The sequence below is a fragment of the Streptomyces sp. NPDC041713 genome (assembly GCF_055591085.1).
The window spans coordinates 1-18,390 of record NZ_JBVIZY010000003.1 but is presented as its reverse complement, the minus strand read 5'-3'; the positions used below and the strand labels follow the sequence as shown (position 1 = coordinate 18,390).

16 protein-coding genes are annotated in these 18,390 nt (G+C 72.6%); 11 read left to right on the top strand and 5 right to left on the bottom strand.

What is annotated here, in order from left to right; genetic code table 11:
• Window positions 1-50: 50 nt before the first annotated feature.
• Complete coding sequence (radA, locus tag ACZ6CV_RS09600) at window positions 51-1,460, bottom strand: DNA repair protein RadA (RefSeq protein WP_469250336.1); 1,410 nt, start codon at window positions 1,458-1,460, stop codon at window positions 51-53.
• A 176-nt stretch (window positions 1,461-1,636) separates the two neighbouring features.
• Here radA and ACZ6CV_RS09595 point away from each other — a divergent pair, with 176 nt between their 5' ends.
• Window positions 1,637-3,400: a BACON domain-containing protein gene (locus ACZ6CV_RS09595; RefSeq protein ID WP_469250335.1), complete on the top strand. Its 1,764-nt coding sequence runs from the start codon at window positions 1,637-1,639 to the stop codon at window positions 3,398-3,400.
• 41 nt (window positions 3,401-3,441) lie between these two features.
• Here ACZ6CV_RS09595 and ACZ6CV_RS09590 read toward each other — a convergent pair whose 3' ends face one another.
• On the bottom strand, window positions 3,442-4,374 hold the full coding sequence (locus ACZ6CV_RS09590) for a DUF3109 family protein (protein WP_469250334.1): 933 nt from the start codon (window positions 4,372-4,374) through the stop codon (window positions 3,442-3,444).
• A 71-nt stretch (window positions 4,375-4,445) separates the two neighbouring features.
• Between ACZ6CV_RS09590 and ACZ6CV_RS09585 the strand changes: the two genes are divergently transcribed.
• From ACZ6CV_RS09585 to ACZ6CV_RS09565, 5 genes are all read left to right on the top strand, one after another.
• The gene (locus ACZ6CV_RS09585; protein ID WP_469250333.1) at window positions 4,446-5,378 is read left to right on the top strand and encodes a Ppx/GppA family phosphatase; all 933 of its coding nucleotides are present in this window, start codon (window positions 4,446-4,448) and stop codon (window positions 5,376-5,378) included.
• Window positions 5,379-5,593: 215 nt separating this feature from the next.
• Window positions 5,594-6,418, top strand: coding sequence for a sugar phosphate isomerase/epimerase family protein (locus ACZ6CV_RS09580; protein WP_355811253.1), 825 nt, complete (start codon window positions 5,594-5,596; stop codon window positions 6,416-6,418).
• Window positions 6,415-7,062 (top strand): TetR/AcrR family transcriptional regulator, encoded by a 648-nt coding sequence (locus ACZ6CV_RS09575; RefSeq protein WP_469250332.1) that lies wholly within the window; start codon window positions 6,415-6,417, stop codon window positions 7,060-7,062. Before ACZ6CV_RS09580 ends, ACZ6CV_RS09575 begins: the two co-directional genes overlap by 4 nt.
• Window positions 7,063-7,242: 180 nt before the next feature.
• The gene (gene ilvD, locus ACZ6CV_RS09570; RefSeq protein WP_362374868.1) at window positions 7,243-9,096 is read left to right on the top strand and encodes a dihydroxy-acid dehydratase; all 1,854 of its coding nucleotides are present in this window, start codon (window positions 7,243-7,245) and stop codon (window positions 9,094-9,096) included.
• Window positions 9,097-9,212: 116 nt separating this feature from the next.
• Window positions 9,213-9,569 carry an SH3 domain-containing protein gene (locus tag ACZ6CV_RS09565; RefSeq protein WP_469250330.1) on the top strand — a complete coding sequence of 119 codons (357 nt, stop codon included), beginning with the start codon at window positions 9,213-9,215 and terminating at the stop codon, window positions 9,567-9,569.
• Between the two features lie 95 nt (window positions 9,570-9,664).
• On the opposite strand, the gene ACZ6CV_RS09560 is transcribed toward ACZ6CV_RS09565, so the two are convergent.
• A complete protein-coding gene (locus ACZ6CV_RS09560) occupies window positions 9,665-11,962 on the bottom strand; it encodes a protein kinase domain-containing protein (RefSeq protein ID WP_469250329.1) in 2,298 nt (765 codons plus the stop codon).
• 183 nt (window positions 11,963-12,145) lie between these two features.
• Between ACZ6CV_RS09560 and ACZ6CV_RS09555 the strand changes: the two genes are divergently transcribed.
• The 5 genes from ACZ6CV_RS09555 to proC all read left to right on the top strand — a co-directional run bounded on the left by ACZ6CV_RS09555 (window position 12,146) and on the right by proC (window position 16,405).
• Window positions 12,146-12,685, top strand: coding sequence for an EamA/RhaT family transporter (locus tag ACZ6CV_RS09555; RefSeq protein ID WP_469250328.1), 540 nt, complete (start codon window positions 12,146-12,148; stop codon window positions 12,683-12,685).
• Window positions 12,686-12,928: 243 nt separating this feature from the next.
• Window positions 12,929-13,765 carry a class I SAM-dependent methyltransferase gene (locus ACZ6CV_RS09550; RefSeq protein ID WP_469250327.1) on the top strand — a complete coding sequence of 279 codons (837 nt, stop codon included), beginning with the start codon at window positions 12,929-12,931 and terminating at the stop codon, window positions 13,763-13,765.
• A 52-nt stretch (window positions 13,766-13,817) separates the two neighbouring features.
• Window positions 13,818-14,699, top strand: coding sequence for an ABC transporter ATP-binding protein (locus ACZ6CV_RS09545; RefSeq protein WP_469250326.1), 882 nt, complete (start codon window positions 13,818-13,820; stop codon window positions 14,697-14,699).
• Complete coding sequence (locus ACZ6CV_RS09540) at window positions 14,696-15,433, top strand: ABC transporter permease (protein ID WP_362374881.1); 738 nt, start codon at window positions 14,696-14,698, stop codon at window positions 15,431-15,433. Before ACZ6CV_RS09545 ends, ACZ6CV_RS09540 begins: the two co-directional genes overlap by 4 nt.
• Before the next feature lie 147 nt (window positions 15,434-15,580).
• Window positions 15,581-16,405 carry a pyrroline-5-carboxylate reductase gene (proC, locus tag ACZ6CV_RS09535; protein ID WP_469250325.1) on the top strand — a complete coding sequence of 275 codons (825 nt, stop codon included), beginning with the start codon at window positions 15,581-15,583 and terminating at the stop codon, window positions 16,403-16,405.
• A gap of 207 nt (window positions 16,406-16,612) precedes the next feature.
• Here proC and trpS read toward each other — a convergent pair whose 3' ends face one another.
• Window positions 16,613-17,623, bottom strand: a complete 1,011-nt coding sequence (trpS, locus tag ACZ6CV_RS09530; RefSeq protein WP_362374885.1) for a tryptophan--tRNA ligase — start codon at window positions 17,621-17,623, stop codon at window positions 16,613-16,615.
• Between the two features lie 434 nt (window positions 17,624-18,057).
• Window positions 18,058-18,390: hypothetical protein (locus ACZ6CV_RS09525; RefSeq protein WP_469250324.1), on the bottom strand; the 333-nt coding region annotated here is incomplete at its 5' end.

Below are 18,390 nucleotides of genomic sequence, written 5' to 3'. Positions count from 1 at the left end.
ACCGTGCCGCGTACGGAGCTTCGTACGGATGGGCGAGACCAGGGCAAAGTCTACCGGCGCTCTTCCGCCTCCCGTGGGGCCTCTCGGCGACGGGACCTCGGAAGGACACGCAGGGCGTCCCCCATGTCGGCGACTTCGATGACCTTCATACCGGCGGGGATCCTGCCGGGGTCGGCCGGTACGAGGGCGTGGGTGAAGCCCAGGCGGTGCGCCTCGGCCAGTCTGCGCTGCACGCCCGTGACCCGCCTGACCTCGCCCGCCAGGCCCACCTCGCCGATCGCCACGAGATTCTTCGGCAGCGGGGTGTCGCTCGCCGCGCTGGCCAGCGCGAGGGCCACGGCGAGGTCCGCGGCGGGCTCGGTCAGCCGCACGCCGCCGACCGTCGCGCTGTAGATGTCGCGCTTGCCGAGCGCCGTGATCCTGCCGCGCTGCTCCAGGACGGCGAGCATCATCGAGACGCGCGAGGTCTCCAGGCCGGAGGTGGTGCGGCGCGGGCTCGGGATCTGCGAGTCGACGGTCAGCGCCTGGACTTCGGCGACCAGCGGCCGACGGCCCTCCAGGGTGACGGTCAGACAGGTGCCGGGGACGGGCTCGGCGCGGCGGGTGAGGAAGAGGCCGCTGGGGTCGGCGAGTCCGGTGATGCCCTCGTCGTGCAGTTCGAAGCAGCCGACCTCGTCCGTCGTCCCGTACCGGTTCTTGACGCCGCGGACCAGGCGCAGGCGCGCGTGCCGGTCGCCCTCGAACTGGAGGACCACGTCGACGAGATGCTCCAGGAGGCGGGGGCCCGCGATCGCGCCGTCCTTGGTGACGTGACCGACCAGGAGGGTGGCCATGCCGCGCTCCTTGGAGGCGCGGATCAGCGCGCCGGCCACCTCGCGGACCTGCGCCATGCCGCCGGGCGCTCCGTCGATCTCGGGTGAGGCGACCGTCTGGACCGAGTCGAGGACCAGGAGGGAGGGCTTGACCGCGTCCAAGTGCCCGAGGACCGCGGACAGATCGGTCTCCGCCGCGAGATACAGGTGGTCGTCGATGGCACCGATGCGGTCCGCGCGCAGCCGGACCTGGCTCGCCGACTCCTCACCGGTCACATAGAGCGTGCGGTGCGTCTCGCTGGCCGCCTTGGCCGCGACGTCCAGGAGCAGCGTGGACTTGCCGACGCCCGGCTCGCCCGCGAGGAGCACGACGGCGCCGGGCACGAGCCCGCCGCCGAGCACCCGGTCGAGCTCGGGCACGGAGGTGGTGCGCGCGGTGGCCTGGCGGCCGTCGACCTCGCCGATCGGCACGGCGGACGAGGTGACCCGGCCGGGGGCGGTGGTGCGGACCGCGGGCGCGCCGTACTCCTCGACCGTCCCCCAGGCCTGGCACTCGGGGCAGCGGCCGAGCCACTTGGCCGTCTGCCAACCGCATTCGGTGCAGCGGTAGGACGGACGGTCCTTCGTGGATTTCGTACGGGCAGCCATGCTCGAACCGTAACCGAGCCCACTGACAACCCGGTCCGCGCTCGCCCCGCGTAGGAGCACAGGCCACGGAATCGAGAGTTCCTGTCCCCTTTTGAGGGATCTGTTCACCCGTAAGGATTAAAAGAGAGCAAGAGGGAGGAACGCGGCTGCATCATCCGCCTAACTTCGCACGGGTGATGAGCAGCAGTCCGGAAACTTCCACGAACGCAACCGGCGCACACCGGGCGCACCGTGACGCGCGCAAGCGCGTGGTGCCCCGTCCGGCGCCCCGGACCGCGCCGCCCGCGCGCTACGAGCCGTATCTGGACGGCCTGTTCACGTACTGCCTCTCCGTACTCTGCGATCACGACGCGGCGACCGCGGCCCTGGGGGACGCGCTCCACCTCGCCGAGCGCCGCGGCACCCGCGGCCCCGAGGCCGCCAAGGACCTCAAGGCCTGGCTCTACGCCCTCGCCCGCTGGGTCTGCCTGCGCCGGCTGGCCGAGGCCAAGCGCAGCCGGGAGGGCCGGCACGCGCAGGGCGGCCCCGGCAACGACGCCAAGAGCACCGGCGCCCCCAAGAGCACCGGCGACCCCAAAAGCGCCAACGACCCCACCCCCCACCCCCCGACATCCGAAGAAACGGAACGGCAGCGGCGGCGCGAACTCGCCCAGCTCGCCTGGCCGGAGGCCGCAGGAACCACCCCCGAACAGCGCGAGGCCCTCGAACTGGCCGTGCGGCACCAGCTCACCCCGGCCGAGGTCGCCGCCGTGCTCGGCATGGACCTCACCAAGGCGCGCGGCCTGCTCGCCTCCGCCGCCTGCGAGGTCGAGCGCACCCGCGCCGCCCTCGCCGTCGTGGAGACCGGCAGCTGCCCCATCGTGGCCCGCCTCACCGGCGACAACCAGCTGCTGCTCGGCACGGCGCTGCGCCGCGAGCTCGTCCGGCACGTCGACGACTGCCCGCACTGCCGCCGCACCGCCGAGCGCGCCGGTTCCAGCGCCTGGCCCGGCACCGCCGTCAGCCCGGCCGCGCTCCCCGTCGTCGAGGCGCCCCGCACCGCCCTGCACCTGGCGATGGCGCACGCCCCCCGCGCGCGGGGCGGCGGTCCCCGCTACGACCGGCGCGGCTTCCCGATGGACCCCAAGGACCACGCCGCCCGCCGCGACCGGCTGCGCGCACGTACCGTCACCACCACGGTCGTCGCCACCGTGGTGGCCGCCCCGGTGCTCGCTCTCTGGTCCGCCTACCGGGGCGCGCCGATCACCGGCGAGGGCCACGACGGCCGTTCGGTCACCGCGAGCGAGGACGGTCCGGGCGGCAGCGACCACGCGCGGGACGACTACGAGAACGCGGGCAACGCCCGCAAGGGCCCCGAGCCGCGCTTCACCGCGGGTAGCCACTCGCCCGACGTCTCCGTGGAGGTCATCAGCGGCGGCTCGCCCTCGCACTCCTCGACCGGCCCCGGGCGCCTCACCGTCGCGGCCCGGCCGAGCGGCGACACCACCCTCATCACGCTGACCGCGTCCGGGGGTTCACCGGTGCGCTGGTCGGCGAGCGAGGGCGCGTACTGGCTCTATCTGAGCCGCTCCTCGGGGACGCTCGCACCGGGCGAGTCCATCACCCTCCAGGTGTACGTGGACCACTCCCGCGAGCCCGCCGGGCGCTGGCACGCGCGGGTCGCGATCGCCCCCTCCGGGGCGGTCATCTCGATCGACGGGCACGGGGACGGGCGGCCGCCGAACCACCCGGGCCCGCGGCCGACACCCCGGCCCACCGACCCGGGCCCCTCGCACCCCCACCCGTCCGACCCGGGCCCCTCGGACCCCGGCCCGTCCGACCCGGGGCCCTCCGATCCCGACCCGACCCCGACGCCCACCGACCCGACGCCCACCCCGTCGGACCCGGGCCCCGGAGACTCGACCCCGCCACCCGGCAGCGGGGGCCCGAGCCCGGGCTGACCGCAGCCGGCCCGGACCCATGGCCACCGCCCGCGCGGACGCTAACGCCCCGTCGTCGACGGGTCCGCCGGATGCGGGGCCAGCATCGGGAGCTGCGCGGCGAGCCGCTCCTCGCACAGCGCCACCAGCCGGTCGTACCCCTCCTTGCCCATCAGCTCGATCAGCTCGGGGCGGTAGGAGACGTAGACCGGATCGCCCGCGCCGTGCGCCGACGTCGCCGACGTGCACCACCAGTGCAGGTCGTGGCCGCCGGGGCCCCAGCCCCGCCGGTCGTACTCACCGATCGACACCTGCAGGACGCGCGTGTCGTCGGGCCGGTCGATCCACTCGTACGTCCGCCGCACCGGCAGCTGCCAGCAGACGTCCGGCTTCGTCTCCAGCGGCTCGCGGCCCTCCTTGAGCGCCAGGATGTGCAGCGAGCAGCCCGCGCCGCCCGCGAATCCGGGGCGGTTCTGGAAGATGCACGAGCCCTTGTACGGACGCGTCTGGCGGTCGCCGTCGTCGTCCGTGGAGACCCAGCCGGTCTCCCGGCCCACGTCGTGGTGCTGCCAGATGTCGGGCGTCAGCCGCTCCACGTACCCGGCGACGCGCTTCTCGTCGTCCTCGTCCGAGAAGTGGGCACCCAGGGTGCAGCAGCCGTCGTCGGCGCGGCCCGCCTGGATGCCCTGGCAGCCGCTCCCGAAGATGCAGTTCCAGCGAGAGGTCAGCCATGTCAGATCGCAGCGGAAGACCTGCTCGTCGTCCGCCGGATCCGGGAACTCCACCCAGGCGCGGGCGAAGTCGAGCCCCTTCTCGTCCGGCTCCGGAGCGCCGGACTTGCCCTGCTTGGGCAGCTTGGCCGGTGTTCCCGACTTGCCCGGCTTCTCCGCCTTCTGTGGCTTTCCCTGCTTCGTCGGCTTCTCCGCCGCGGCCTGCTTGGTCGACGGCTTCCCCGACTTCGATTTGTCGGTCTTCGCCTTTTTCGTCTTTGGCACAACTCCAGGGTATGCGTGCGGCCGACCGCCCGGGGCCAGACGATCACGCCGCGCGGCGTAGCGTTCCGTACATGAGACTCGGTGTCCTCGACGTGGGGTCGAACACGGTGCATCTGCTCGTGGTCGACGCCCACCCCGGTGCGCGTCCGCTGCCCGCGCACTCGCACAAGGCCGACCTGCGCCTGGCCCAACTCCTCGACCCCGCGGGGGCGATCGGCCCCGACGGCGTGGACCGCCTGGTGACCGTCGTCCGCGAGGCGATGGAGGCCGCCGAGGACAAGGGCGTGGAGGAGGTGCTGCCGTTCGCCACCTCCGCGGTGCGCGAGGCGACCAACGCCGACGCGGTGCTCGGGCGCGTCAAGGACGAGACCGGCGTCGACCTGCAGGTCCTGTCCGGCGAGGAGGAGGCCCGGCTGACCTTCCTCGCCGCCCGGCGCTGGTTCGGCTGGTCCGCGGGCAAGCTGCTCGTCCTCGACATCGGCGGCGGCTCCCTGGAGATCGCGTACGGCCTGGACGAGGTGCCGGACGCCGCGGCCAGCCTGCCGCTCGGCGCGGGCCGCCTCACCGCCGCCTGGCTGGGCACCGACCCGCCGGACCCCTCCGACGTGAAGGCGCTGCGGCGCCATGTGCGGGCCCAGATCGCCCGGACGGTCGGGGAGTTCAGCCGCCTCGGCGCCCCCGACCACATCGTGGCGACGTCGAAGACGTTCAAGCAGCTCGCCCGGCTGGCCGGGGCCGCGCGTTCGGCGGAAGGCCTCTACGTACAGCGGGAGCTGAAGCGGAAGTCCCTGGAGGACTGGGTGCCGCGGCTCGCCGCCATGACCACGGCGGAGCGCGCGGAGCTTCCCGGCGTCTCCGAGGGGCGGGCGGGACAGCTCCTCGCGGGGGCGCTCGTCGCGGAGGGCGCGATGGACCTCTTCGGGGTCGAGACGGTGGAGATCTGCCCGTGGGCGCTGCGCGAGGGCGTGATCCTGCGCAGGCTCGACCACCTTCCCGCGCCGTGAGGCGGGACCGGAGCGGCGGAACCGTCCCCGAGCCGAGCGGAAGGAGCGCCGACCGGACCGGGAACGCCCCCGAGCCGAGCGGAAGGAGCGCCGACCGGACCGGGAACGCCCCCGAGCCGAGCGGAAGGAGCACCGACCGGACCGGAACCGTCCCCGGCCAGGGCGCCAGGAGGCCACCTCCCCGGCGCCCGGACGCGGCCCGTACGCTGTCCTTCGTGGCAGAACCAGTGGTGCGCATCCCGGATGCGAAGGTCGCCCTGTCGACGGCCTCGGTCTATCCGGAGTCGACGGCGACGGCCTTCGAGATCGCCGCGCGCCTCGGCTACGACGGCGTCGAGGTCATGGTCTGGACCGACCCGGTCAGCCAGGACATCGAGGCCCTGCGCCGGCTCAGCGACTACCACCAGATCCCCATCCTGGCCGTCCACGCGCCCTGCCTCCTGATCACCCAGCGCGTCTGGTCCACCGACCCGTGGGTCAAGCTGCAGCGCGCGAAGGCCGCCGCCGAGAAGCTGGACGCCTCGACCGTCGTCGTGCACCCGCCGTTCCGCTGGCAGCGGCAGTACGCGCGCGACTTCGTCGACGGGATCTGGCGGATGGCCGACGAGACGGACGTACGGTTCGCCGTCGAGAACATGTACCCCTGGCGCTACCGCGACCGCGAGATGCTCGCCTACGCCCCCGACTGGGACGTCACCAAGGACGACTACCGCCACTTCACCGTCGACCTCTCGCACACCGCGACCGCCCGCGCGGACGCCATGGACATGGTCGACCGCATGGGCGACCGGCTCGGCCACGTCCACCTCGCCGACGGCAAGGGCTCCGCCAAGGACGAGCACCTCGTCCCGGGCCGCGGCACCCAGCCGTGCGCCGAGCTCCTGGAACGCCTGGCGACCACCGGCTTCGACGGGCACGTCGTCATCGAGGTCAACACCCGGCGCGCGATGTCCAGCGCCGAACGTGAGGCCGACCTCGCCGAGGCGCTCGCCTACACGCGGCTGCACCTGGCGTCGGCCGTGCGGGTGCCCCGCTCATGACCCGCGGCGGGCTCACCCGCGGCGAACCGTCGGAGGCCACCGCCCCGCGCCGCCGGGGCCGCCCGTCCCGTACGCAGTCCGAGACCGGGCCCGCGACCCGCGACCGGATCCTCGGCGCGGCCCGCGATGAGTTCTCCGAACGCGGTTACGAGAAGACGTCCGTGCGCGGCATCGCCAAGGCCGCCGGGGTCGACCCGGCCCTCGTGCACCACTACTTCGGCACGAAGGAACAGGTCTTCGAGGCGGCCGTCACCGTCGCGTTCGCGCCCGCCCTTGAGGCGCCCGCCGCGATCGAGGACGGCCCCCTCGACGGCGTCGGCGAGCGGCTGGCCCGGTTCATCCTCGGCGTCTGGGAGAACCCCGCCACCCGCGCCCCGCTGCTCGCCATCGTGCGGTCCGCGATGAACAACGACACGGCCGCCGCGGTCTTCCGCCGCCTGGTCGCCGCCCAACTCCTCTCCCGTATCGCCGGACGCCTCGACCTGCCCGACGCGGAGCTGCGCGCCGAGCTCGCGGCCGCGCAGCTGGTGGGCATCGCCATGCTGCGGTACGTGATCAAGGTCGAGCCGCTGGCGTCGGCGGACGTGGAGCAGCTCGTGGCGCGGGTGGCTCCGGTGGTGCAGGGGCATCTGACCGGGGACTGACCGGGCGCCGTGGCCGGCGGCCGACCGGAGGCGCACCCCGGCGAAGTGGTCGCTCAGCGAGACACTCGTCCCGCCATCCGGACAGCCTGTCCAGATCGTGGAGCGGCGGCGTACGCTCGGCAGCAAGTCATACCCTGCCGCGAAGGCCCCGCCCGGGGCCCACCGAAGGAGCGAGCGACAATGCCCGAGCTCAGGTCCCGCACCGTCACCCACGGCCGCAACATGGCGGGCGCTCGCGCCCTTATGCGCGCCTCCGGTGTACCCGGGGCCGACATCGGGCGGAAGCCGATCATCGCCGTGGCCAACTCCTTCACGGAGTTCGTGCCCGGCCACACCCACCTGCAGCCGGTCGGCCGCATCGTCTCCGACGCGATCAGCGCGGCCGGCGGCATCCCGCGCGAGTTCAACACGATCGCCGTGGATGACGGCATCGCGATGGGCCACGGCGGCATGCTGTACTCGCTGCCCTCCCGCGACCTGATCGCGGACTCCGTGGAGTACATGGTGGAGGCGCACTGCGCCGACGCCCTGATCTGCATCTCCAACTGCGACAAGATCACCCCCGGCATGCTGATGGCCGCCCTGCGCCTCAACATCCCGACGGTGTTCGTCTCCGGCGGCCCGATGGAGTCCGGCCGGGCCACGCTGGTCGACGGCTCGGTCCGCACGCTCGACCTGGTCGACGCCATGTCGGAGGCCGTCAACGACAAGATCTCCGACGAGGACATCCTCCGCATCGAGGAGAACGCCTGCCCGACCTGCGGCTCGTGTTCGGGCATGTTCACCGCCAACTCGATGAACTGCCTCACCGAGGCCATCGGCCTCTCCCTGCCGGGCAACGGCTCGGTCCTCGCCACCCACACCGCCCGCAAGGCGCTGTACGAGCGCGCGGGCTCGACCGTCGTCGAGCTGACCAAGCGCTACTACGGCGAGGACGACGCCTCGGTCCTGCCGCGCAACATCGCCACGCACGCCGCCTTCGAGAACGCCATGGCGCTCGACATCGCCATGGGCGGCTCCACGAACACGATCCTGCACCTGCTGGCCGCCGCCCAGGAGGCCGAGGTCGACTACAACCTCGACCACATCAACGCCGTCTCGCGCCGCGTCCCGTGCCTGGCCAAGGTCGCGCCGAACGTGGCGGGCGCGAAGACGTACTACATGGAGGACGTGCACCGCGCCGGCGGCATCCCCGCGATCCTCGGCGAGCTGTACCGCGGCGGCCTCCTGAACGAGGACGTCCACACCGTCCACTCGCCCTCCATCAAGGAGTGGCTCGACACCTGGGACGTGCGCAGCGGCAGCGCGAGCGAGGAGGCCACCGACCTCTGGTACGCGGGCCCCGGCTGCGAGCGCTCCGCCACCGCCTTCTCGCAGTCCAAGCGCTGGGACACCCTGGACACGGACGCGGCGCACGGCTGCATCCGCGACGTCGCCCACGCCTACTCCGCGGACGGCGGCCTCGCGGTCCTCAAGGGCAATCTGGCCGAGGACGGCTGCGTCGTGAAGACCGCCGGCGTCGACGAGTCCATCTGGACCTTCGAGGGCCCGGCCGTCGTCTGCGAGTCGCAGGAGGAGGCCGTCCAGAAGATCCTCACGCAGCAGGTGAAGGAGGGCGACGTCGTCGTCATCCGCTACGAGGGCCCCAAGGGCGGCCCCGGCATGCAGGAGATGCTCTACCCGACCTCGTACCTGAAGGGCCGCGGCCTCGGCAAGGCGTGCGCGCTCGTCACCGACGGCCGCTTCTCGGGCGGCACGTCGGGCCTGTCGATCGGCCACGCCTCGCCCGAGGCGGCCTCCGGCGGCACGATCGCGCTCGTCGAGGACGGCGACCGGATCCGCATCGACATCCCCGGACGCACCATCGAACTCCTCGTCCCCGAGGAGGAGCTGGCCGCCCGCCGCGCGGCGCTCGGCGGGGTGTACGCGCCGAAGTCCCGCGAGCGGAAAGTCTCCGCCGCCCTGCGCGCGTACGCGGCGATGGCCACCAGCGCCGACAAGGGCGCGGTGCGGGACGTGTCGCGACTCGGCTGAGCCGTCGTTCGGGCCCGGAACCGGCTCGAAACCTTTTGGGGCGCGGGCGCGTCCTTGGTGTGAGACACACGCCGAGGGCGCGCCCGCGCCGTTCTTTATGTACGGGGGAGAGCACCGTGAGCGAGAACGTGATCACACCAGAAGTCGTCGAGGAGCCGGCCGGGACGGGTGCCGCCGATGTGGCCGCCGTGGTCGACGTGGCCGCCGTGGCGGAGACCGTCGAGGCCCTGACCGCCCGGAGCTACCCGGTCGTCGCGGACGTCAACGTCCGCTCCGGCCCCGGCACCTCGTACGACACGGTCGGCCGGCTCCGCGCCGGCGCCCGCGTCACCATCTCCTGCCAGCGGCCCGGCGAGACGGTCACGGGACCGACCGGCACCTCGAAGATCTGGGACCGGATCGGCAGCGGCCGGTACGTTTCGGACACGTACGTCCGCACGGGCAGCAGCGGGTACGTGGCGCCTCGCTGCTGAGACCCGGGGCGGGGGCGGGACGGGCCGGACGGGACGTGCCGGTCGGGACGTGCCGGGGGCCGCGGCATCCGGCGGACGGCGCGGAGTGACCCGCGTCAGCCGGACCGCGGCGGCTTCGACGCGTCGTACGCGAACACCGTGTTCTTGGCGGCGGCCACGACCACCACGCCGCCGGCGACGGTCGCGCGCGGGCTGGCGTTCTGCTCGCCCGCCAGGCCCTCCGCGCGCGGATCCGTGGTCGCGAGCACCTCGCCCTTGCGGGTGGAGAGCGTGACGACCCGGCCGCTGGCCGAGCTGAGGTACAGGGCGCCGTCGCCCCCGGCGTCCCCGCTCACCGGCCCCGACAGGCCCTCGACGCCGGTCTGCCGGTCCCACTTCTTCCAGCCGGTCGCGGGGTCGAAGGCGGTGACGACGCCGGTCTGCCCGCTCACGACGACGGTGTTGTTCGCGAGGCCGGGCGTCCCGTAGTACACCTTCGACAGCCGCGAGTACGTGACCTCGTGCGTCTTCCGGTCGACCCGCGTGATCCCGTCGTAGCCGAACGTCTCCCAGCCCTTGCGCCGGGTGTGCAGCAGGACGAGGCCGTCGCCGGTGGTGCCGACCGGCTGGACGGGGCCCTGGAGGGAGACGGCCTTGCCGAGCTTCCCCGAGTCCATGTCGACGACGTGCAGGGTGGGGTGGCGCACCATGCTGGCCTCGATCTCGGAGCGGGGCGCGCACATCGCGTACAGCAGGGTGCCGCCGGCGGGCACCGGGGCACATGCCCGGCCCGCGGGGAACGGCTGCTTCCAGCGCACGTCGCCGGAGTGCGCGCGCCGGGCCTCGAAGCGGTTGTTGGACGCGTCGACCGTCACGACCGTGGAGCCGACCACCACCGCGTCCTTCGTACGGCCGCCGGTCACGGCCGCCGACTGCGCGCCGGACGGCACCGACCACAGCTCCTTGCCCTTGTCGGCGTCGACGGCGACGACCTCGGTGGGCGGGTCGCCCGGCTCGTCCTCGGCCGCGAAGCGGTAGCCGAGCACGGTGTCGCCGGTCACGCCCACCAGGTGCATGCCCTGCACCGGGACGCCGGGGCTCTTCTGCGTCCAGACGCGGGAGCCGTCGGAGATCCGCAGCCGGGTCGCGACGACCCCGCCGCCCCCGCAGAACAGCGCGTCGCCGCGCGCGACACAGCGCAACTCGTCCGGGATGTCCTCGCGTCCGCCCGGCACGGTCTTGTGCCAGGGCCGGAACCCGCCCGGCAGCTTCGCCCCGGCCGCCGCGATGGCGGTGCCCTTGTCCTCCGTACCGCCGCCCCCGTCCGATCCGACGGCCCGCACCACCGCGACGCCGCCGCCGATCGCGGCCACGGCCACGGCGGCGGCGAGCACGGGACGCCAGCGGCGGCGCAGCCGACGGCCGATGAGGGTGCCGGAGTCGGTGCCGGAGTCGGGGGTGGGAGCGGCGGCCGGGGACGGGGTCTTCCGGGACGGTTCGGCCGGACCCGGCACCGGCGTGTGGTCGTCCGTCGACAGGTGGTGCTGGGTGTCGGTCTCGCGGGTGCTGCGCCGCGGCCCTTCGGCGGGGCCCGTCGCGCCGCCCAGGTCGGCGGGCAGGTCCCGCAGCCGTACGAGGAGTTCGTCCGCGGAGGGGCGCGCCTCGGGATCCTTGTCGAGGCACGGCTCGACCACCGCGCGCAGCGTGTCGGGCACCGCGCCCAACGACGGCGGCTCGTGCACCACTTGATAGGCCGTCATGTACGGGCTGTCCGCGTCGAAGGGGCCCTGCCCCGTCGCCGCGTACACCAGCAGCGTGCCCAGCGAGAACACGTCGGAGCGCGGTCCGACGCCGCGCGGCGCCTGCAGCTGCTCGGGCGACATGAACGGCGGCGTGCCGATCACCCGGCCCGTCATCGTCAGCGTCTGCTGGTCCGTGGCGCGCGAGATCCCGAAGTCGATGACCCGCGGGCCCTCGGGGGAGAGGACCACGTTGGACGGCTTGAGGTCCCGGTGCACGACCCCGGCGCGGTGGATGTCGCGCAACGCCTCCGTCAGGCCGATGGCCAGCGTGCGCAGCGCGGGGCCGCCGATGGGGCCCTTCCGGGCGATGTGCTGGGCGAGGGTGTGCCCCTCGATGAACGTCGTGGCCATCCACGGGTGTTCGGCCTCGGGGTCGGCGTCGATCACGGCCGCGGTGAAGGCGCCGCTGACCCGGCGGGCCGCCGCCACCTCCTGCCGGAAGCGGATCCGGAACTCCTCGTCGTCCGCGAACTGCCGGTGGATCAGCTTGATCGCGACGGGGCGCCCGGACGCGGTACGCGCCAGGAACACCGTGCCCATGCCGCCCGAACCGAGGCGCGCCTCGAGCGGGTAGCCGCCGATCTCCTCCGGGTCACCGCCACGGAGCGTCATGCCCACCGACCTCCCCCGTGTTCCCCGGCTACGACGTATCCCGCCCAAAGTAACCGCCGGACGGTGCGGCCTGGCAAGGCGGGGGACGAATAGGGCGCGCCTGCGCGTCGGCGTGTCGGCGCTGGACATCGCAGGGCGCGGGTCGCAGGAGGCGGGCCGCCCGGGGCGGGCGATAATCAAACGGTGAGCGAAGAATCCGGCACCCAAGGCCCCTCCGGCCCCGCAGGCACCGCCTCCGGTACCGCCCCCGGCACCGTGCCCGGCCCGCGGCCCGAGCCCCTCCGCTTCTTCGGGACGACCTGGGTGGACCACGACGGCGGCTACGGCGCACGCCGCGCGGGTGTCGCCGTCGGCTCGCTGGCCGCGGCGGCCGCCGGCTGCTTCGTGCTGCGCTTCGCCTACGAGGGCCTCGTCATCGCGGCGGTGGGGCAGTTCGTGAACCTGCTCGTCGTGGTGATGTTCGCGATCTGCAGCGCCATCGCCTTCCGCCGCACCTGGGACGGCTTCTCCCGTCGCCACGACGCGGCGTCCCAGGCCTCGACGCGCGGCCTGATGACCATCGGCTTCATCGGCAGCCTCTTCGCGTACTTCTTCCGCTCCCTGAAGGAGGCCCCGGGCGAGCGACTGCACCGCGCGGAGTACGCGGAGGCACGCGCCCAGTACGAAAAGCGCACGTCCCGGCGAACGGGCAACCCCTCACGCAAGAGGAACCGAAAGGGCTGAGGGGGCCTTACGGGGCTCCGGCCCGCCTCCACGGCTTCGGTCCGCCCTCGCGGTTCCGGCTCGCTGTCCGGGGGCGGCTCACCTTCACAGCTCGGGCCCACCTTCAAGGCTCAGGCCCACCTTCGTGGCTCGGCCCCACCTTCGCGGCTCAGGCCCGCCCTCGCGGCCCAGGCCCACCCTCACCGCCGCGGGCCCACCGCACCGCTCTGGCCCACCCGTCCCGCCCCACGCGAGCATGGCGGGATGACGTCCGCCGCCTCCAGTGCCAACGCCCGCGCCAGCGCCCGCGTCCGTGCCCGCTCCTTCGACGGGGCCGCCGCCCAGTACGCCGCGTACCGCCCCTCCTATCCGCCCGCCCTCCTCGACGCCGTCGAGCGCCTGGCGGGCCGCCCCCTCGCGGGCGCCCGCGTCGTCGACGTCGGCGCCGGCACCGGGATCGCCACCGCCCTGCTGACCGCACGAGGCGCCCGCGTCGTCGCGGTCGAGCCCGGCGACGGCATGGCGGAACAGTTCCGCCGCACCCTGCCGCACGTCCCCCTCGTACGCGGCGACGGCAACGCCCTCCCCCTCGCCGACGCCTCCGCCGACCTCATCACCTACGCCCAGGCCTGGCACTGGACCGACCAGGAACGCTCCGTGCCGGAAGCCCTGCGCGTGCTGCGCCCCGGCGGCGCGCTCGCCCTGTGGTGGAACAAGACGGACCACGACACGCCCTGGCTCGGCGAACAGTCCACCCGCATCGCCCGCTTCCTGGGCCAGGGCGACGAGGCCGGCCACTCAGCTGGCCACACGGCCGACCACTCAGCCGGCCGCAGAGCCAGCCGCACCGACGACCTCACCACCGAGCTCGACTTCCGCCGCGACCACCTCCACTGGAGCCGCCGGGTCCCCGTCGACACCCACCTCGCCAACCTCGGCACCCACTCGGCCTTCCTGGTCCTCGGTGAGGAACGCGCGGCCGCCTTCCTCGCCGCCGAGCGCACCGAACTGCTCAAGGTCTTCCCGGACGGGGTCGTCGAGGAGAGCTACGTCGTGGACCTCCTGGTGGCGCTCCGCCCGCCGTCTGAGGCGCACGCGTGACCGCTTGACGCGCCCCGCCCTCGGGAGGATTATTCATCACATGATGAATAAAATGAACAAGCGAAGCCCGACCACCGCCCAAACCGAAGTCCCCGCCGCCCACACCGCAAACCCCGCCCTCCGCGCCGAGGCCCTGACCGTCACCCGAGGCCCCCGCACCGTCCTGCGCGGCCTCGACTTCACCGTGCCCCGCGGCCAGGTCACCGGTCTTCTCGGCCCGTCGGGCTGCGGCAAGTCCACCCTCATGCGCGCGATCGTCGGCACGCAGGCCAAGGTCACCGGCACCCTGACCGTCCTCGACCACCCCGCCGGATCCCCCGCCCTCCGCTCCCGCATCGGCTACGTCACCCAGAACCCGTCCGTATACGACGACCTGACCGTCCGCCAGAACCTCGACTACTTCGCCGCCGTCCTCGACCCGGGCCGCGGCGCCGCCGCCGCACGCCGCCACGACCAGGTCGGCCGCGTCCTCGACGACGTCGCCCTCACCTCGCACGCCGACTCCCTCGCGGGCAACCTCTCCGGCGGCCAGCGCAGCCGCGTCTCCCTCGCGGTCGCGCTCCTCGGCGCCCCCGAACTCCTCGTACTCGACGAACCCACCGTCGGCCTCGACCCCGTCCTCCGCCGCGACCTCTGGAAGCTCTTCCACGCCATCGCCGACCGCGGCGCCACCCTCCTCGTCTCCTCGCACGTCATGGACGAGGCGGAACGCTGCCACCGCCTCCTCCTCATGCGCGAGGGCGAACTCCTCGCCGACGACACCCCCGAAGCCCTGCGCACCCGCACCCACGCCGACACGGTCGAGGCAGCGTTCCTCCACCTCGTCGACGCGGCGGACACGGACGCCGACGCCGACGCCACTCACGTGGCTGACGCCGACGCCGACTCCGGCGCCCCCACCGACACTCCGGCCGCGTCCAGGAGCCCCCGATGAACAGCTACCGCACCCTCGCCACCGCAGCCCGCGTCCTGCTCCAGCTCCGCCACGACGTGCGCTCCATCGCGCTGATGATCCTCGTCCCCTGCGTGATGCTGCTGCTCCTGCGGTACGTATTCGACGGCAGCCCCCGCACCTTCGACTCCATCGGCGCCTCGCTCCTCGGGATCTTCCCCCTCATCACGATGTTCCTGGTGACCTCGATCGCCACCCTCCGCGAACGCACCTCCGGCACCCTCGAACGCCTCCTCGCCCTCCCCCTCGGCAAGGGCGACCTCATCGCCGGTTACGCCCTCGCCTTCGGCGCCGTGGCCGTCGTCCAGTCGACCCTCGCCACGGGGCTCGCCCTGTGGGCCCTCGGCCTGGACGTCACCGGCTCCGCCTGGCTCCTGCTCCTGATCGCCCTGCTCGACGCCCTCCTCGGCACCGCGCTCGGCCTCTTCGTCTCGGCCTTCGCCGCCTCCGAGTTCCAGGCCGTCCAGTTCATGCCGGCCGTGATCTTCCCCCAGCTCCTGCTCTGCGGTCTCTTCACACCGCGCGGCCAGATGCAGCCGGTCCTGGAGGGCATCTCCGACGTCCTCCCCATGTCGTACGCCGTCGACGGCATGAACGAAGTCCTCCGCCACCCCGACGTCACCGGCGACTTCCTGCGCGACGTCGTCATCGTCGCCGCGTGTGCCCTCCTGGTCCTCGCCCTCGGCGCGGCCACGTTGCGCCGCCGCACGGCCTGACCCCACCTCCGGGCCCCCTCCACCGCCTGGGCTCCCGTCCGCGACCCGGTGTCGACCCCGTGTTCCGCCCACCGGACACCACCGCTGCCCCCGGCACCCCAATGCGAGGATGGTCCCCGGACGACGCAACCCCGGAGGCCACCGTTCATGAGCAGCAGCACGAGCCAGAAAGTCGCAGTCCTCGGCACCGGAAAGATCGGTGAGGCCCTGCTCAGCGGCATGATCCGCGGCGGCTGGGCGGCCGCCGACCTCCTGGTCACCACCCGCCGCCAGGAACGCGCCGACGAACTCCGCACCCGCTACGGCGTCACCCCCGTCAGCAACGCGGAAGCCGCCGAGAAGGCCGACACCCTGATCCTCGCCTGCAAGCCGCAGGACATGGCCAAGCTGCTCGACGAACTCGCCCCGCACGTCACCCCCGACCGCCTGGTCATCAGCGCCGCCGCCGGCATCACCACCGCGTTCATCGAGGAGCGCCTGCCCGCGCGCACCCCCGTCGTCCGCGTCATGCCCAACACCCCTGTCCTCGTCGACGAGGGCATGTCCGTCATCTCCGCCGGCGGCCACGCCTCGGGCGACGCGCTCGCCCACGCCGAGGCGATCTTCGGCGCGGTCGGCAAGACGCTCCGCGTCCCCGAGACCCAGCAGGACGCCTGCACGGCACTCTCCGGGTCCGGCCCCGCCTACTTCTACTTCCTCGTCGAGGCCATGACCGACGCGGGCATCCTGCTTGGCCTGCCCCGCGACAAGGCGCACGACCTGATCGTCCAGGCGGCGATCGGCGCGTCGGTCATGCTCCGCGACAGCGGCGAGCACCCGGTGAAGCTCCGCGAGGCCGTCACGTCTCCCGCGGGCACGACGATCAACGCGATCCGCGAACTGGAGAACCACGGGGTGCGGGCCGCGCTCATCGCCGCCCTGGAAGCGGCCCGCGACCGCAGCCGCGAGCTGGCCTCCGGTAACAACGCTTGAACCTCCGGTGCGGGGGCGTGGGCGTTTGCGCCTTGGGTTCGTTTGTGGGTGCGGGGCCGCGGGGGTATGTGCGTACTCGCTATCCACTGTTCGCCACGCCTCTTGAAGGGCGGGGCTACAGCGTGCTCGGTGCTCCGTGCGCACATACCCCCACGTCCCCTCCCGTCTCGTACGCGGGTGCCGGGCTGTGGGGCGTCTGCTAGCTGGCTAGCGCGCCTCGTTGGTCGGGGGGAGTAGGCCGATTGCTCGGTAGGCGCCGTCCACCGTGGGCTTGGCCATGGACTTGGCCCGCTCGGCTCCCCGCCGCAATACCTTCTCCACGTACGAGGGGTCCGCCATCAGCTCCTTGTGGCGCTCTTGTACGGGCCTGAGCAGTTCCACCACGGCCTCGGCGGTGTCCTTTTTCAGTGCGCCGTACGACTGGTACGCACCGCTCAGGGCTTCGGGGGTCCCGCCCTGGCACGCCGCGAGGATCTCCAGGAGGTTGGAGACGCCCGGCTTCGACTCGCGGTCGAACTCGACCTCGCTCCCGCTGTCCGTGACGGCCCGCAGGATCTTCTTGCGGATCACGTCCGGCTCGTCGAGCAGGTAGACGATCCCGGCGCCGGCGTCGTGGGACTTGCCCATCTTGGACGTGGGGTCCTGCAGATCCATGACCCGCGCCGCCACCTTGGGCGGGGTGGCCCGCGGGACGACGAACGTCTGTCCGTACCGCTGGTTGAACCGCACCGCCAGGTCCCGCGTCAGCTCGACGTGCTGGGTCTGGTCGTCACCGACCGGCACCTCGTCCGCGTCGTACGCGAGGATGTCCGCCGCCATCAGTACGGGATAGGTGAGCAGCGAGAGCCGTACGCTCCCGCCCCTGGCCCGCTCCAGCACGGACTTCTCCTTGTACTGGATCATCCGCCGCATCTCGCCGTCCGTCGCGACGCACTCCAGCAGATACGAGAGGCGGGCGTGCTCGTCCACATGGCTCTGGACGAAGACGGTGGCCCGCTCGGGATCGATCCCGGACGCGAGCAGCAGCGTCGCCGCCTGCCGACTGAGCCGGCGCACCCGCCCCGGATCGTGTTCGACCGTCAATGCGTGCAGGTCGACGATGCTGAACAGGGAGTCGGCCCGGTACTGGTCGACCTCGGCCCACTGCCGAACGGCTCCCAGGTAGTTGCCCAGGGTCAGGTGTCCCGTCGGCTTGACCCCGCTGAAGATCCTTGTCATCTCTCCGCCTCCTGGTCAGGACCGCCGGCCCGGCCGCCGGGCTCCAGGTCCTCCGGGGGGAGAAACAAGAACGGCCGCCGAGGCGGCGGCCGTTGAGTACATGCGTATGTACGGCCGCCCTCAGGCGGCCCACCACAGTTGGGCGTACGCACGTGTAGTCACGCCCTCCAGAGTAGACCCGACGGAGGCCCGCTGTCCGGAGTTGACACTCCGAGGGTGCCTCCGTAGTGTTCTCCGAGTTGCCCGACGTGAGCGTCGACCACTTGCTGGTCGGTCCCCGGGCGGCCATCCCGCAAGAACCATTCAAACGATCGACGTCGTGCGCCCTTCTGGGTCTCGCCTTCGGTTTGTTTTCATGCGTATTTGCGAAATGAGGAATCGGCGTTCGAAAGGACGCCCCCGATTAGGTCGGGAGCCGAGATTCCGCTAAAGTCTCACTCGTCGGAACGGCCCAACAGCCGCGAAGGCAAACCCCGCTGACCGGGGGTCAGGCCCGAAAGGATCTGATAGAGTCGGAACCGCCGGAAAGGGAAACGCGAAAGCCGCAAGGCCGGAGCCGGAACCGGAAAGGCACCGAGGAAATCGGACACAAAAGAGTCTGATAGAGTCGGAAACGCAAGAACGAAGAACAAAAAGAAACACCGAAGGGAAGCGCCCGGAGGAAAGCCCGCAAGGGTGAGTACAAAGGAAGCGTCCGTTCCTTGAGAACTCAACAGCGTGCCAAAAGTCAACGCCAGATATGTTGATAACCCCGTCTCCAGCATCAG

Coding starts and splice junctions, on each gene's coding strand:
- radA (WP_469250336.1), bottom strand. CDS start 1,460: ATGGCTGCCCGTACGAAATCCACGAAGGACCGTCCGTCCTACCGCTGC.
- ACZ6CV_RS09595 (WP_469250335.1), top strand. CDS start 1,637: ATGAGCAGCAGTCCGGAAACTTCCACGAACGCAACCGGCGCACACCGG.
- ACZ6CV_RS09585 (WP_469250333.1), top strand. CDS start 4,446: ATGAGACTCGGTGTCCTCGACGTGGGGTCGAACACGGTGCATCTGCTC.
- ACZ6CV_RS09575 (WP_469250332.1), top strand. CDS start 6,415: ATGACCCGCGGCGGGCTCACCCGCGGCGAACCGTCGGAGGCCACCGCC.
- ilvD (WP_362374868.1), top strand. CDS start 7,243: ATGCCCGAGCTCAGGTCCCGCACCGTCACCCACGGCCGCAACATGGCG.
- ACZ6CV_RS09560 (WP_469250329.1), bottom strand. CDS start 11,962: ATGACGCTCCGTGGCGGTGACCCGGAGGAGATCGGCGGCTACCCGCTC.
- ACZ6CV_RS09550 (WP_469250327.1), top strand. CDS start 12,929: ATGACGTCCGCCGCCTCCAGTGCCAACGCCCGCGCCAGCGCCCGCGTC.
- ACZ6CV_RS09545 (WP_469250326.1), top strand. CDS start 13,818: ATGAACAAGCGAAGCCCGACCACCGCCCAAACCGAAGTCCCCGCCGCC.
- ACZ6CV_RS09540 (WP_362374881.1), top strand. CDS start 14,696: ATGAACAGCTACCGCACCCTCGCCACCGCAGCCCGCGTCCTGCTCCAG.
- proC (WP_469250325.1), top strand. CDS start 15,581: ATGAGCAGCAGCACGAGCCAGAAAGTCGCAGTCCTCGGCACCGGAAAG.
- trpS (WP_362374885.1), bottom strand. CDS start 17,623: ATGACAAGGATCTTCAGCGGGGTCAAGCCGACGGGACACCTGACCCTG.